This window comes from Vibrio sp. (assembly GCF_038138445.1).
In the GTDB taxonomy this organism is placed as follows: Bacteria; Pseudomonadota; Gammaproteobacteria; order Enterobacterales; family Vibrionaceae; genus Vibrio.
Window position 1 is genome coordinate 1 of sequence record NZ_JAYQDQ010000091.1, and the last position, 15,533, is coordinate 15,533.

Genomic DNA, 15,533 nt, shown 5'->3' on the forward strand with positions numbered 1-15,533 from the left:
ATTTTTAGTCGGTGCCAGCTTTCAGTTAAATGGGGCTCACCGCCAGCTTACGTTAATCAGTGTCAAACACTCTCTTGTAAACAAGACACGGCATGGACATCATTTCCTTGAATTGATGGCTTTCTTTCAGCACAAGCCTGAGTGGCTTGGGGACACCGAGTACGGAATACGCAGCCAGAAGGTGGATTCATTGGCGAGGGTAAATCGCCTTCAAGCATCTCAATTTCCTTACTGCGCTCAAGTTTGGGGTCAGGAATCGGAACCGCTGACATAAGTGCGCGTGTATATGGGTGTTTAGGATTGTCGAACAAAGCTTCCGCTTCTCCAAGCTCAACTGCATTACCTAAATACATAACCAAGACTCGATCAGATATATGCTTCACAACTGATAAATCATGTGCGATGAACACTAACGACAGCCCAAGCTCTTTCTGTAACTCTTTTAGTAAGTTAACCACCTGTGCCTGGATCGATACGTCCAAAGCAGATACTGGCTCATCACAGATGATCATTTTAGGCTTTAGAATTAGAGCACGAGCTATACCGATTCGCTGGCATTGACCACCCGAAAATTCGTGTGGATAGCGATTGATCACGTTAGGCAGTAAACCTACTTTTGTCATCATTCGCTTGACTTGATCTTTCACTTCTTGTTTTGAAAGCTCAGGATAAAAAGTCTCTAGTGGCTCAGCAATAATATCGCCTATGGTCATACGTGGGTTCAATGATGCCAAGGGGTCTTGAAAAATCATCTGAATTTCTTTGCGCGTTTCGCGGCGCTGAACTTCCTGCATCTTGGTGAGATCTTGCCCTAACCAAACCACCTCACCATCGGTCGCTTCAACTAAGCCTATAATCGCCCGGGCAAACGTCGATTTACCACAGCCAGATTCTCCAACTACACCAAGTGTCTCACCTTCGTATAGCCGAACATTTACACCATCAACTGCTTTTAAATTGGCGGGTTTTGCCCATGGCCAAGCTGACTTGGCTGCAATACTAAAATGAACTTTTAAATCAGAAACGTCTAAAATTACTTTCTTGTCTGTGCTCATTTTTTCCAAGCCTCCCATTCTGAAAAACATGCTCTTTGACGACCATTTTCAAAAGCTGTCAGTACTGGAGCTTCTGTCTTACAACGGTTCATCACTCGATGGCAGCGCTCTTGATAAGGACAACCAACAGGCAAGTTAAGGAGGTTAGGTGGATTACCCGGAATAGTAGGTAGGATATCACCTTCGGTATCTAAGCGAGGAATGGCTTTGAGCAACCCCTCTGCGTAGGGGTGACTCGGTTGATAGAAGATTTCATCGACCGTGCCATACTCCATGGTTCGACCTGCATACATCACCAAGACTTTATCACATGAGCCCGCGACAACACCTAAGTCGTGAGTGATCATGATGATTGCAGTATTGAACTCATGCTTAAGCTCGTTTAGCAAGTCCATAATTTGAGCTTGAACCGTCACATCCAGCGCTGTTGTAGGCTCGTCAGCAATTAAAAGCTTTGGCCGGCAAAGCAGAGCCATTGCTATCATAACACGCTGCCGCATACCCCCAGAAAACTCATGTGGGAACATGGTAATACGTTTTCGTGCTTCTGGAATTTTAACTGCTTCTAACATGCGCACCGATTCTTCAAACGCTTCCGCTTTTCCCATCCCTTTGTGTAGCATCAATACTTCCATTAATTGATCACTCACTTTCATGTATGGGTTAAGAGACGTCATAGGGTCTTGAAAGATCATTGCAATTTGTTCAGCTCGCACCCTGTTCAGTTCTTTCTCTGGCAAATTAAGGATTTCTTTACCTTCGAATAAAGCGCTACCTGAAATAATGCCATTTTTAGCTAAAAGGCCCATGATAGCGAATACGGTTTGAGATTTCCCTGAACCTGACTCGCCAACAATACCCAATGTTTCTCCCTGATTAAGAGAAAAATTCAAATCATTAACTGCAGTAACAATGCCATCTTGAGTGGTGAATTGAACACGCAGATCTTTGACATCTAATAAGCTCATCATTGCTTCCTTAATCTTTATAGATTTTATAATTTATTGCTTTTTAATTATCTGTCTTTTGGATCGAGCGCATCACGCAAACCATCACCAACATAGTTAAAACAAAACAGTGTTACGACCATGAATGACGCAGGGAATATAAGCTGCCAAATGGCAACTTCCATTGTTTGAGAGCCCTCTTGGAGCAGAGCTCCCCAACTCGTCATTGGTTCCTGTACACCCAAACCCAAGAATGATAAAAACGACTCAGTTAAAATCATGCTTGGGATAAGTAAGGTGGAATACACAGCAACAATACCGAGTACATTAGGTACAATATGGCGCGTAATAATTTTCCATTTGCTCACACCAGATACATATGCAGCCTCAATAAATTCTTTGCTGCGTAAACTCAAGGTTTGACCGCGCACAATACGAGCCATATCTAACCAAGCAATGGCACCTATAGCGACGAAAATTAAAATAATGTTTCGGCCAAAAAAGGTGACTAGGACAATGACCAAGAACATAAATGGCACAGCGTACAAAATCTCTAATATACGCATCATAACGCGGTCGGTTCTGCCGCCAATAAAACCTGAAGTAGCACCATAAAGAGTACCAATCAGTACAGCGACAAATGCGCCCATAACACCGACCATGAGTGAGATTCGGCCACCAATTAGTGTTCTTACATAAAGATCTCGCCCTAAACTATCCGTACCAAACCAGTGTTCAGCACTTGGTCCGACATGCATCGCATACCAGTCCGTGTCATCGAAGGTATAAGGCGCTACCATAGGCAAGAAAATAACGGCCAGAGTCATAATAAATAAGATAAACAGGCTTATCATTGCTGCACGATTTCGCATAAATCGAATACGTGCATCTTGCCAAAGGCTGCGACCTTGAATTTCTAATTCTTCCGAAAATTTCTCTATCGCTTCTAGGTTTTCTTTTTTTGTCAACATACTTCCAACTTCCTTGTTAGTAGCGAATTTTTGGATCTATCATCGCTAGCAAAACATCAACAACCGCATTAAATAAAATGAATAGGAAACCAATTAAAATCGTTATTCCCATCACCAGCGAGTAGTCTCGGTTGAAAGCGGCATTGACGAATAGTTTACCAATTCCCGGTAAACCAAATATGGTTTCAATCACCACTGACCCAGTAATAATGCCGACAAAAGCAGGTCCCATGTAGGACACAACTGGGAGAAGAGCAGGTTTTAATGCATGTTTGATGATAATGTAGCGATAGCTTAGCCCTTTCGCTCGAGCCGTTCGGATAAAGTTACTGTTCAAAGTCTCAATCATTGAGCCTCTAGTAATCCGAGCAAAAGTTGCCACATAAAGTAAAGACATACCAATAATAGGTAAAAGCATATACTTCAAAGAACCGTCAAGCCATCCACCAGCAGGCAATACTTGTAGCTTTATTGAAAATATATATATAAGTAGAGGAGCTAAAACAAATGATGGCAGAACCACTCCTAACATAGCACTTGCCATAAGCAAAAAATCAAGCCAAGTATTTTGCTTTAACGCAGCAAGAGTTCCAATTGTCACCCCTGATATAACGGTAAATATGAATGCAAATAATCCAATTTTTGCTGATACAGGCAGAGACTCACCAATTAACTCATTAACCGTATAATCTTTATACTTAAATGAGGGGCCGAAATCACCGACGATTATATTGGATAAATAAGTGGTATATTGTTCGAATACAGGCTTGTCTAGGCCATATTTAGCATTAATATTGGCCATCACTTCCGGAGGTAAAGGACGCTCGCTAGAAAATGGGTTTCCCGGTGCAAAACGAACAAGGAAGAAAGAGACAGTAATCAACACTAACATTGTTGGTATTGCTTCCAGTACTCTTTTAGCAATAAACTTTATCATAGTTTTTCTCTTGTTATATAGATTGTTCAAGAAATAAAAAGGGATTAGGTTACACCTATCCCTTTAAAATACTTCACGACTTGTTTCTATTTCTCTACAAAATATAAATCTTTTGAAAAAACATTATTTTCAGGGTTTTTCATAGGGTAACCACCAAGAGAAGGGTTAACCAAGCGAGCATTAACATAATGATATATCGGCATAATCGGCATATCCTTAGCTAATAAAGCTTCTGCATTCTTGTAATCTTTGGAACGTTCTTCCTCTGATGTAGCCAAGAGTGCATTATCGATCTCACGATCGTATGAAACACTGGAATAATTAGGATAGTTTTGTGAATGTCCTGACTTCATTATGGACAAGAAAGTTGAAGCCTCATTATAGTCCCCACACCATCCTGCTCGCGAAACCTCAAAATTACCTTGTCGTTTATTATCCAAGTATGTTTTCCATTCTTGGTTTTCTAATACCGCGTTTACGCCCAGAGTTTTCTTCCACATAGATGATATTGCTACTGCAATTTTCTTATGGTTATCGTTAGTATTGTATAATAAATTGAAGGTTAGGGGATTGTCCTCACCATAACCTGCTTCCTGTAAAAGTTGTTTTGCCTTCTTCACGCGATCACTTTGAGTCCAACCTGCATACTCAGGCATTTCTAGACTTAAACCATTAGTAGCTAACGGCGTAAAGTTATACGCAGGTGTTTCACCTTTACCGACTACCAGATCGGAAATTATTTTCCTATCAATGGCGAAGGATAGAGCTTTCCTTACCTTAATATCATCGAAAGGCTTTTTCTTTGTATTAAATTCGTAATAGTATGAACATAAATATGGCGTTACTTTTAAGCTCTCAGGATAGTCCCTCTTGATACGCTTAAAATGCTCATTCGGCATTTCATATGTCAAGTCTATCTCACCAGCCAAAAAGCGATTCATTTCAGCAACATAGCTTTCAATAGGTAAGAATGACACTTTTTTGATTACCGTATTGTCAGCATCCCAGTAATTTGGGTTTTTTGTTAGCACAATACGCTCATTTACAACCCACTTACTTAGCTTATATGCACCATTGCTTACATAGTTTTCTGGACTTGTCCATGAATCACCCAGCTTTTCAATTACAGCCTGATTTACCGGTTTCATAGATGTGTGACCAGTCATAGTAACAAAGTATGGAAGAGGCTTATCTAGCGTCACTTTAAGTGTATAATCATCGACTGCAACAACTCCCAAACTCTCGGGCTTTTTAGATCCAGATATGATATCGGCAGCATTTTGCATCGTTGTCATTTCGAGATACGAAGCATAAGGCGAGCCAACAGATGGGTCTACAAGACGCCTCCAAGAATAGACAAAATCACTTGCTTTTACGGGGTCTCCATTTGACCACTTAGCTTTCTCTCTAAGATGAAAAACCCATGTTTTGTTATCAGATGTCTCCCAGCTCTTCGCAACACCGGGGATAGTGTTACCATTTCCATCCTGAATCACTAAGCCTTCAAGCAAATCTCGAATAACATTACTTTCTGGTACGCCTGATACCTTCTGAGGATCCAAAGATTCAACCTCAGCACTATTGCCAATAACTAATTCTTGCTTCTTTGCTAATTTAGTGCCTGATGGTACATCTGCTGCGAACGTTGAGGTGGCGGCAACGGTAATAGTTGCCCCAAGAAGAAGGGCTTGAGTGATCTTATTCTTGTACATGCGTATACTCCGAATTTTTCAATTTGCATCCATGACGTCTTCGTAAGCCTACTTATAAGAAATAGTGATTTAGCATTGTTTAGTGTAATAATTAAGCACAAAACACCAAAACCTTACGAAGATTGCAGCACACATTATCAACCCTCGATTCGATTTGCCATAAAAATGTAGCAAAAAACCGCTTAATTCTCCGATCAATGCAACATTTTGAAAAAAATATTACAAAAGATATAAAAGCTGACTCATTACGAGACTTTATTATTTAGACACAAATCACAGCATCAACATGTATAGTAAAGTGTCTCCATTATGGACAAAGCGTTCAAATAAAAACCAAAAAAGACAACATAATAAAAACATAAAAAACCAAGGATTATAACTTTTATATATTTTTGTAAATTAAAACCCCCGAATATCGATATTCAATAATCTTGCGTTCTAATTACATAAAAGCATGTTAACCGAATGAAATTCATGTTTCTGTAGGCTCTATGTTGGGGCTTGGTGTCTTTTATCGGCAGTCAATATCTTGTTGAACCTGACGAACGTAATCGTTTCTTTGCACCATCCACTCTTTAGCAGCACTTGGCACATCCAATTTATTTATGTCAACTAACGCCGCCGCGAGAGCAACATCACTATTGGTCAATTGAAACTTTTGCACAGCCTTGTAAGCACAGTGTGAACGGTCTTTAAGCCCCGTAGAGACAGCAATTTTTAACCAACCTCCTGTTGGATTACCGCAATCCCAAGGGTATTTGTCATTCATTCCCCATTTCGGATCTTTCTCACACTCTGCACTATACGGAGGAAATTCGACAAAACTCCCTGGGTAGGTAGACTCGACCCAGTTAGGAGTCCAGTTAAAAATGAGCAGTGGTTTCTTTTGAGAAACATACTGATGTATTTTTTGATTGATTGAGTCGCCATCAGGGAGTACCACGACTTTGAAATTAAGCTGTAAGGCTCTGATTCTCGCGTTATCAGGCTTTTCCCAAGGACCTGTGTAGAAAGTGCCAAATTGCTCCCCTGGTTCCGCGAATATCGCATGACATTGCTCTAGCGCTTTCCAATCTGGTAAACCCGGACAAAGAGCCTCTACATAATCAGGGTACCACCATTCTTCTCTTGTTTTTGCTTTGTGAGTTCCCCCTTCCTCTATAAGCGCCTTATCTAGTAAAGATTGGTACTGTAGCCCCATAGACCCTTCCCATACTTCAACCTGAATATCTGCTTTTCCTGTACTCAAATACATCCATTGTGGCGTTGAAGGTATCGCAATAATTTCTGTTTTGACATTTTTCGATTCTAAAATGTCGGCAAGAACATGGGTGAGAACGCGTTGACTTGACCAATCTAGCTCTAATAGTTTGACCGTCTCGGCAAATGTCGAGCAAGAAAAACTCAACATGACAACGGACCAACCTAGACGTACATTCTGAATCATAAAAAGCTCCAAGCTCTACCCTACTTATAGAATAGGCCAAAGTCACTTCCTATGTGGGCTAAAGTAACCGCTGTTATATACCATCAGTAAAACAAACGACAGAACTCATCAATATTAGTTCTTGAGGTATAAGGGTTGAGAAAAACCGCCTTTTCACCCGGTATAGCCAAACAATTACCAGCGTGATTATAGTCTGTGTGAGTAATAGAATTTACCCAATTTGTTTTAAGACCTTTTCCTCTTCTATGAGTGAAATGTTGACGATGATAGCAAGATACTTGGTTAATTTTATCCTCATCAGCCTGATTAGCTTTCAGCCCGATTTCGTTTAAATACACCTCTGATATCGGTCCATTCAGTTCTGGATATAACCGAAAAGCTACCGACGGACCATGATTCGAGGGACACACCACTTTACAGCCATCTATCTTTTCGAGTTGCGCGCGCATGTAATTGGCATTTTGTAACCCATGAGCCAAGATAGTCTGATAACCTTCTTTACCGAGAAATTGTAAAGCTGAATAGGCAGAAAATACTCCAGCTGCTCCTCGGGAACATTCAATCGTTGACTGAAGATATGTTTTGCTCTTGAGCTTATCTTCAAAGTAAGAAAAATAGCTTGATTGCTGACGTAATGCCTCAAAATCTTGGCGATCCCTTACCATAAGCAGACTGGATGTATAGGGCGCATATCCCCACTTTTGAAAATCGACCGTAAAGGAATCGGCTTCTTTTAACCCTTTCATCATGCTCTTCAAATACGACAAGCTCTTTAGCGTGGCAGGGTTAATCGCCAACGGGTTGGTGCCAATATCATAATCAAGAAAGAAAAGTAGACTCCATCCTACTGCAGCATCGACATGAATGTGAGGAGAACGGGGAATATGATATTTACGACATAAACGTTCAGTAGTTTGGCGCACCGAGCTAATATCATCGATAGCAAAAGTATCTGTAGTGCCACATGTTAACATTATCGTCGGGACCATAACCCCTTTCTTAAAGCATGCATCCAATTGACGCTCGAAGTCATCGAGACAAATTTGATTGTTTCTATTGATACGAATCCGAGTAACTTGATTGCCAATATCGATTCCCATCAAAGCCAAATTAGTCATGTTTGAGTAATGACCCGATTCAGTATTAAACATACAAAAACTTCTACCCGCAATACCCTCGAATTTAGACGTTGGAAACGTCTTGCGTAATCCAAACAAATAACCATAAAGATTACAAAATGTCCCTCCTTGTGTGAATAAACCTCCAGCATATAGTGGGTCATAGCCGGCAAGAGAAGCTATCTGTCGAATAACCATCTTTTCCAGTTCAAGAGCCATACCAGAGTACTCACTGTAAACTAAATTGGGATTTTTAACTGTAGCTAGCATAGCGCCATGTATGGCGGGGTCACAGGGTGTTGATATTACATTTTCAACCGATTTGGGATCCTGCCAATCCTTGCTGTGATGGGCTGCGAATAATGCTAAGGGATCAAAAGCATTGGCCTGGACTAGCATTTCCTCAGGTATTTCTTTATTTTCTTTTAACGCCTAACTAAGGCTTCGATACTTTTCCTTAGAAAAAGGGTTCTGACCATTAACCAGCATATTTATATCGGGACAAGAGAACAGTGGCCATAATCGCTTATCGCGACTAAAGAAACATCGCATTACTTGTTGATATTTCTTTATATAGTCAGTCGACAACGCATTTCCATTTACAGGCTCTTTTCGGAATGTAGAAACATAAACCATGTGTATTCTCCCCGCCTTGCCAATAATGATCCATTTATCAGTTATATATTCAGAGCAAAGACCATTAATCACAGTCAAACTGTATAAACATAATTAAGGTTTTAGATTCAGATTCTTAGACTCAGCTATAAGAATTCGGCACAAGGTTTAGGAAACAAATTTATCACTCTCAATAACACTGAGTGTGACTAAAACTCATCTAAACAACAATCTGCCGAACAAGTTTGCACCTCAAGAGTCATGCTCTTGAGGTCAATATTATTTGAGTTTGAAGTTGGCCACCAACCTTTCAAGTTCATGGTTAGACTCACTTAAAGACTCAGTTGCTGCCACTGTCTGCTGCCCACTACTTACCAGAGAATCGACAATTTCTCGAATGGATAACATATTACGATTAAGTTCCTCGGCAACTGTACTTTGCTGTTCTGTTGCCGCGGCGATTTGAGTACTGACATCATCAATTTCTTTTACCGAAACTGTCATCAAGCCCAAACTTTCTGATACTTCGGACGTTTTTTCAGCTGTTGACTGACATTGTCCTTTGGTTGTTTCCATAGCACTCACGACTCGATCAGTTCCATCAAGCAATTGGCTCAACATTTCAGAAATTTCAGAGGTGCTATTTTGTGTTCGAGCAGCTAAAGCCCTAACTTCATCTGCAACAACTGCAAATCCACGCCCTTGCTCTCCAGCCCTAGCAGCTTCAATCGCTGCGTTTAAAGCAAGCAAATTAGTTTGCTCCGAAATTTCACCAATAACAGTCAATACTTCGCTAATACGATTAGCATCTTTTTTCATGCTTCCTATCCGACCAGCCATATCCTCAACCTCAGTAACCAAAGTACTTACTGTTGAGACCGCATTGTTGACAATACTTAATGAGGATTGTGCTTCAGTACTGGCTGCATCTGTGATTTTATTTGACTGATGAACATTCTCTGCCACTGTCCGAGCACTTTCGCTCATTTGAGTAATAGCGGTAACGACTTGTTCAGTTTCACTCGAATGGTTAAGAAGCTTAGCTTCATTGTCTTGTGCAGTATCCCTGAGTTCAATGACATTCGTGGAGATATTTTTGCTGGCATGAGAGATATTGAGCATCATGTCTTGGAGGCTTTGTACGAACTCGTTAAAACCCTGACTAATTTGCCCTAAGTCATCTTTACTCGTTACTTCAAGGCGTTGGGTAAGGTCTCCATTTCCTTGAGAGAGATCGAGTACCGCCGATTTGAGTACAAGTAAAGGTTTATATGCATAATGAATAATAATAAAAATAGCAACAAAACTTATGATGAATAATGCAATTCCAGTAATAATCGCATCACGTTCAGCTTTATCGACTTCAGCTAATGCTGTTGCTTCATCAACAAAAACCATCAATGTCCAATACATATCATCAGACAGGTTGACTCGTTGAAAATAGCCGTCAAATTGTATACCTAGGTATGGAAAACTCAGGTGTCCACTTTGTTGATTAGCGAACATCTGCTCCATTTGAGAGAAATCGGCATTGACCTGTGAAGGTGTTTTTCCAATATCATTTGGATCATCACTAGCAAAAAAGACCGCATTTCTATCGCTTAGCGTCGCAGCGCCACCAGCGAATCGCATGTTGCTTACACTATCAATAACTTCTCCAAGGAGAATATCACCAAGTAGAACACCGACTATCATACCATCTTGTTTTATTGGCATAGTCACACTAACGACTTGCTCTCCTGTCACTTTATCCTGATAAATATCCGTTAAAGTGGCAGATGAAGCTTGCCTCGCCGCTTTGTACCAGCCTCTAGTTCGAAAATCAAAGCTACTGCCACTTTCAATCGACATATAATTGCGGCCATCTTCATAAGTGACAATGACATTCGCAAAACCTGCACTTTGAGCCAGCAAAGTGACCAATTTCTGATTTTCTTGATTGGTTAAATCTGTTCCGAATTGCTCTGCACCTAAAGCAATCGCCTTGGTGCGAAATTTCATCATCTGTTCAAGCTCAGTAACATGAAAATTTAGCTTATTTTGGGTCTCACTAACCAATCCAGTGATCATTTTTTCTTTCATGGAGACTATGTTTAAGGTACCAAGAAATGTAAGAGATAGAGTTACAAGTAACCCAACCCCAAGATAGATACGAGTTTTAAAACCAATATTCATTGCGCTTCCTCACTATATGTACGAGCGAACAAAACAACGTAAGGATGCGATCAGGTCTGTTATTATTTATAGGTTATTCACCGATATTCAGTGAATGTTTGAGTCCAAGCTCACATTCAAACCATCAATACACCCAGCCAACAATATAACCTTAGCTTTATATCACAATTATATGCAACAAATATTATACTGTTTTATTTTTCCTTGTGTGAATAAATACTTAGAAGAGGGGTACGGAAAGAAAAATTTGACGTTCTAATTAGCAGTGAATATCAATACGTAGGATGGTACAACTTAAACCCATCCAACAATAACTCTAAATTACCGAGTTGATGCCTCTAACGTTAAACCGGAGAACGAAGAATAGGCACTCAATAAAACATAATATGTGCCTGGTGAAGCATTAGTAAAAGTACAGGTTTCGTTATTACCATACCGATATGGGCGACAATCCCAATTTTGTTTACTCGCTTTGGAGCCAAACTTGACATATAAGTCCATATCGCCAGACCCGCCAGATGTTTTGATATCAAGAGTTCTAACAGAGTCCAACTCAAAAGTGTACAAGGCTTCACTACCTGAAGCACCACTCAATCCCGTTACCGGAACTCCATCTTTTAATACCTTATCTGTTGGAGGATTATCACCGCTAGCATTACCCATCTCTACTGCATAAGCCAAACCTAACTTGGTAAATTTGGTCGCATGAGCACCGGTAGGATCTGAGTTCTCGAGTGTGTCTCTATAGGTATGAATATGTCGATTAGAATCGCTAAACTTCGACTCAAACGGCATAGCAGCCGAGTAGCCCGCATTGTGCCATGATGCGTGATCAGAACAAGCATATCCACAACGATCATAACCATAACTTAGCGATGGCAAATACTCATCCAGTAGATTAGCGAGCAGTTGGGTTAAGCTGCTATCGGTATAATCAGTGATGAAAACAATATCCTGTGCAGACCCTTTGTGGTTCGTCATGTCTAGCTGCAATACCGATACAACATTTTTCCCCTGCGAGCGGTATGTATTGGCAATATCTTGTGAGCCTCTTAAGCCGACTTCTTCCGCCGCATAAGCCATAAATGCCATAGAACGCTTGGGAGCAAAATTGTTTTCTGACAGTACGCGTATAATCTCAGTGACACTGGCAATTCCGGATGCATCGTCGTCAGCTCCCGGAGCAATTGAATTTTCATTCGTTCTAGGGCCTATAGTGGAGTCTAGGTGTCCACCCATCACAACCCACTCGTCCGGAGACTCTGTTCCCTCAATCGTTAAAATGACCGATTTTTGGTTGTATCCACGGTGAGAAAACTGGGTAACATCTGAGTTCGCAAGGCCTGACGTTAACGTTCGCCATTCATTCGCGATCCAGTCAGATGCTTGCACGCCAGATGTGGTCGTATAAAACCTATTATTAAAACTCATCAAAGAACGAATGGTTTGAGTAATTTCTGCTGGATTAACTTGTGAAAGCCAAGGTGTAATCAATGCCTGTTGAGATAAGTTCGGAATAGTAAAACTATCCAAAGTTACAGGCATAGCACTTGCTGCCATAGCACTTTGTAGAGATGGGTGAACCATATAACCACCACACCGATGGTGCTCCTCATGCATATCATGCGAAAGGCCTGCTAACTGAGTTTCATCCAACTGCCCAACCCAAGCACGATTATTATTAGCTAAAGAAGCAGGCAATACAGATGTTGCGCCAAATGCGGTGATAGTATCCGCTGCATCTGAACCTATCGAAACCCACACCTTATCTGCTGACATTGCACACATCGAAGTAATAGAAAGTACTATCCCCAAACACGTGTTTGTGTAATTCATATCTCCTCCACGAGATTATAGAAAACACTCAAAACTTAGGATAATTATTTACATTTTGAGAATTATTCCATTTACAGCAAGGTGTTATTAAAAGTTGTCACATTAATATCATTATATGAATTGACAAAAGGGTGCATAAGCACCCTTAACCGTTTGATTTACTTTTTAGATACAGAAAGTGTTACTCCAGAGAAACTACTGTAAGCACGAAGCATCACGTAAAGGTCTTCGCTAGCATTCACAGCATCGCAAGACTCCGTATTTCCAGAGCGGTACGGCCTACAATCGTAAACACTGGTCGTCGGTGGCTGTCCTGTTCGAACATACAGATCAGCATCCCCTGTTCCAGAAGCAATGGATACAGTGACATCAGACGTCCGATTAGCCGCGCGAAGAACAAACATTTTTTCTTCACCCTTAGTCATGGATAGGTTTGCTAGTGGCGTATCCAAACTCAACTCAGTGGGGCCATCACCCGGAGGCTGGCCTACCGATCCATCGGGTAAAACGTCGTTAAAGTGGCTGGAAACTTTCGGCCAAATCTTACTGATTTTCACACCTTGGTTTTCACAACCGCCAAAGTGATGTAGTGCAATCGCTTTGTTATTCGCAGTCGTTAATACAGGCGATCCGGAAGAGCCACCAATGGTGTCACAAAAGTAACCCGTATCGGTATTGGATCCACGTCCATTAGCAGAGGCTAAATCAATTTGACACATCCCTGAACCATTTTTGTCACTCTCAATAGAAAGCTCTTTTGGGTTTCCTGAACCATGCTGAGGAATGTAAATACCATCACCAAAAACAGGCTCAGATGCATCTAGCCCAAGATAGCCAAACGATTCAATTTTGGAGAAATCATCAACAGTAAATAAGGTGTAATCCAAGGTATAATCTGTGCTAAGTATTTCACTACCCATTACTTTAACTGTTGTTGCCATTGAGCCGTTGCAACTGGTTCGCTGGTAGTTAAACCAAACTTCCGTATTTCTTAATTCAGATGCACTTTCCACACAATGGTTATTGGTGAACATGTGGTTATTGGGTCCGACACGCCATGCAGTACAAAGGCTTCTACCATTGATCAATAAACGAGCAACGGGCGCACTCCAAGCAACTTTGTCTGGATGGGAGTCTTCCCAGCATGCAACATCACGACGCTCATTTACACCACAAGTGGAAAGTGTCGCAGCTTCCTGCTGAGCAATGTCTCGCCCAGCCATATAATAATCTAAATCGAATTGACCATAGTGACCTTTAGAATTGGCAATTAATTCGATAACAAGTGAGTCTCCTGATATAGATTGAGCAAACCAATCTATCTGGCTTTTATCATACTCCACCATCTCTCCCGTTGTAGGAGATTTTATTCTAAGCAAAGCACCATTCGGTAATGAAAGTTGTTTAAAGTGAAGTTTGATAAAGGAAGCACCCTTATGATTTACTGTTCGACTTAATTGGTGGCCGGACACCGATTTAAGCTCAGTGTGAGATAAAGCGTACTTCACTTCATCAGCGATCACAGGTAACGCAATATCAGCGCTCAAAGCAGGTGCACTGATAAATGCTAAAGCCAAGCCAACGCTACATAAATTAGTCTTCATTGGTAAGTCCTTTTATAGGTTTATTCGAGTAGTCCCAAAATCAACCTTAAGCACTCAAACCAAATAAGCAATAAATTTCATACCAGCCATTTAGTAAAGAAATTTTGACATCACAGTTTGTCAAGATGAATAAAAAGGCACTCATAGAGTGCCTTAATTGATTAAAAAATATTTAAAATCAGAGCTTAAAGGTTGATACTTTTGTCATCAACTCACCAGATAACTCCTTAACTGAGCCTGCTTCTTCTGAACTTTCCTGAGCACTATTAACCAATTGATCGGCAACTTCTTTAATAAGTGTGATGTTCTGGGTTATTTCGTTGGTGACGTGAGTCTGCTCTTCAGCTGCTGTTGCGATTTGAGTTGCCATATCACTGATGTTTTTCACTGAATTGTTAATTTCTTCTAGAGCGACACTCGCTTTGTCAGCATCTTCAACAGAGTGTGTCGCAAGTTTAGAGCTATTTTCCATTAACTTAACAGCATTGGTGGTCGTTGCTTGCAGTGTGTCAATCGTCGCCTTAATCTCCTCAGTTGAATCATGGGTTCGTTGGGAAAGCACGCGTACCTCATCTGCAACAACAGCAAAACCTCGCCCTTGTTCACCAGCCCTCGCCGCTTCAATTGCTGCATTGAGCGCCAGTAAGTTTGTCTGTTCAGCAATCCCCTGAATGGTCGCTAGTACTGTTGAAATCTCTAGGGAATGGCGATTTAACTCTCCAACGACATTACTTGCTTCATCTAGTTCTTTAGCTAGGCGATGAATAGAGTTCTTGTTCTCCAACACCACAGTTCTACCATTTTCGGTATTCTTAGCAGAATCTTGAGCAGACTGTGCAGTCTGCTCAGCGTGAGAAGCAATTTCAGCAGTCGCTGACGACATTTGGGTCACAGCCGTCGCTACCATGGTGATCTCTTCCTGCTGCTGATTAATTTCATCAACATTGCGATCAGCACGCTGATTACTAATTTCTGACTGTTTAGACAAATGGTCAGACTGCTCGCGAATGTGTCCAATCAAATTCTGCATGCTACCAACGAATGTATTGAAGTTATTGGCAGTAAGCTGGCGGTAAACCCCATTTAACTGAAAGCTGGCACCAGCTAAAAACCTGC

General features: G+C 41.0%; 10 protein-coding genes and 1 pseudogene. All 11 read right to left on the reverse strand.

The window, feature by feature from the left end; genetic code table 11:
* Nucleotides 1-62: 62 nt before the first annotated feature.
* Nucleotides 63-1,055 carry a murein tripeptide/oligopeptide ABC transporter ATP binding protein OppF gene (gene oppF, locus AAFM34_RS17565; RefSeq protein ID WP_341665049.1) on the reverse strand — a complete coding sequence of 331 codons (993 nt, stop codon included), beginning with the start codon at nucleotides 1,053-1,055 and terminating at the stop codon, nucleotides 63-65.
* On the reverse strand, nucleotides 1,052-2,023 hold the full coding sequence (locus AAFM34_RS17570) for an ABC transporter ATP-binding protein (RefSeq protein ID WP_341665051.1): 972 nt from the start codon (nucleotides 2,021-2,023) through the stop codon (nucleotides 1,052-1,054). Before AAFM34_RS17570 ends, oppF begins: the two co-directional genes overlap by 4 nt.
* Nucleotides 2,024-2,070: 47 nt before the next feature.
* Nucleotides 2,071-2,973, reverse strand: a complete 903-nt coding sequence (gene oppC / locus AAFM34_RS17575; protein WP_341665053.1) for an oligopeptide ABC transporter permease OppC — start codon at nucleotides 2,971-2,973, stop codon at nucleotides 2,071-2,073.
* 16 nt (nucleotides 2,974-2,989) lie between these two features.
* Nucleotides 2,990-3,910 (reverse strand): oligopeptide ABC transporter permease OppB, encoded by a 921-nt coding sequence (oppB, locus tag AAFM34_RS17580; protein ID WP_341665055.1) that lies wholly within the window; start codon nucleotides 3,908-3,910, stop codon nucleotides 2,990-2,992.
* 86 nt (nucleotides 3,911-3,996) lie between these two features.
* Nucleotides 3,997-5,622, reverse strand: coding sequence for an ABC transporter substrate-binding protein (locus AAFM34_RS17585; protein WP_341665057.1), 1,626 nt, complete (start codon nucleotides 5,620-5,622; stop codon nucleotides 3,997-3,999).
* 511 nt (nucleotides 5,623-6,133) lie between these two features.
* Entirely contained in the window at nucleotides 6,134-7,069 is a 936-nt protein-coding gene (locus AAFM34_RS17590; RefSeq protein WP_341665059.1) for an ABC transporter substrate-binding protein, read from the reverse strand.
* Nucleotides 7,070-7,152: 83 nt separating this feature from the next.
* Nucleotides 7,153-8,823, reverse strand: a pseudogene (locus AAFM34_RS17595) (aspartate aminotransferase family protein).
* A 258-nt stretch (nucleotides 8,824-9,081) separates the two neighbouring features.
* Nucleotides 9,082-10,977: a methyl-accepting chemotaxis protein gene (locus AAFM34_RS17600; protein ID WP_341665061.1), complete on the reverse strand. Its 1,896-nt coding sequence runs from the start codon at nucleotides 10,975-10,977 to the stop codon at nucleotides 9,082-9,084.
* Between the two features lie 321 nt (nucleotides 10,978-11,298).
* Complete coding sequence (locus AAFM34_RS17605; protein WP_341665063.1) at nucleotides 11,299-12,813, reverse strand: M20/M25/M40 family metallo-hydrolase; 1,515 nt, start codon at nucleotides 12,811-12,813, stop codon at nucleotides 11,299-11,301.
* Nucleotides 12,814-12,971: 158 nt separating this feature from the next.
* A complete protein-coding gene (locus AAFM34_RS17610) occupies nucleotides 12,972-14,417 on the reverse strand; it encodes a serine protease (RefSeq protein ID WP_341665065.1) in 1,446 nt (481 codons plus the stop codon).
* Between the two features lie 178 nt (nucleotides 14,418-14,595).
* On the reverse strand, nucleotides 14,596-15,533 hold a 938-nt coding region (locus AAFM34_RS17615; RefSeq protein ID WP_341665067.1), incomplete at its 5' end, for a methyl-accepting chemotaxis protein.

Bases quoted from the DNA above. Each gene is read 5' to 3' on its own strand.
- AAFM34_RS17605 (WP_341665063.1), bottom strand. From the start codon at position 12,813: ATGAATTACACAAACACGTGTTTGGGGATAGTACTTTCTATTACTTCG.
- oppF (WP_341665049.1), bottom strand. From the start codon at position 1,055: ATGAGCACAGACAAGAAAGTAATTTTAGACGTTTCTGATTTAAAAGTT.
- AAFM34_RS17570 (WP_341665051.1), bottom strand. From the start codon at position 2,023: ATGAGCTTATTAGATGTCAAAGATCTGCGTGTTCAATTCACCACTCAA.
- AAFM34_RS17585 (WP_341665057.1), bottom strand. From the start codon at position 5,622: ATGTACAAGAATAAGATCACTCAAGCCCTTCTTCTTGGGGCAACTATT.
- AAFM34_RS17600 (WP_341665061.1), bottom strand. From the start codon at position 10,977: ATGAATATTGGTTTTAAAACTCGTATCTATCTTGGGGTTGGGTTACTT.
- oppC (WP_341665053.1), bottom strand. From the start codon at position 2,973: ATGTTGACAAAAAAAGAAAACCTAGAAGCGATAGAGAAATTTTCGGAA.
- oppB (WP_341665055.1), bottom strand. From the start codon at position 3,910: ATGATAAAGTTTATTGCTAAAAGAGTACTGGAAGCAATACCAACAATG.
- AAFM34_RS17610 (WP_341665065.1), bottom strand. From the start codon at position 14,417: ATGAAGACTAATTTATGTAGCGTTGGCTTGGCTTTAGCATTTATCAGT.
- AAFM34_RS17590 (WP_341665059.1), bottom strand. From the start codon at position 7,069: ATGATTCAGAATGTACGTCTAGGTTGGTCCGTTGTCATGTTGAGTTTT.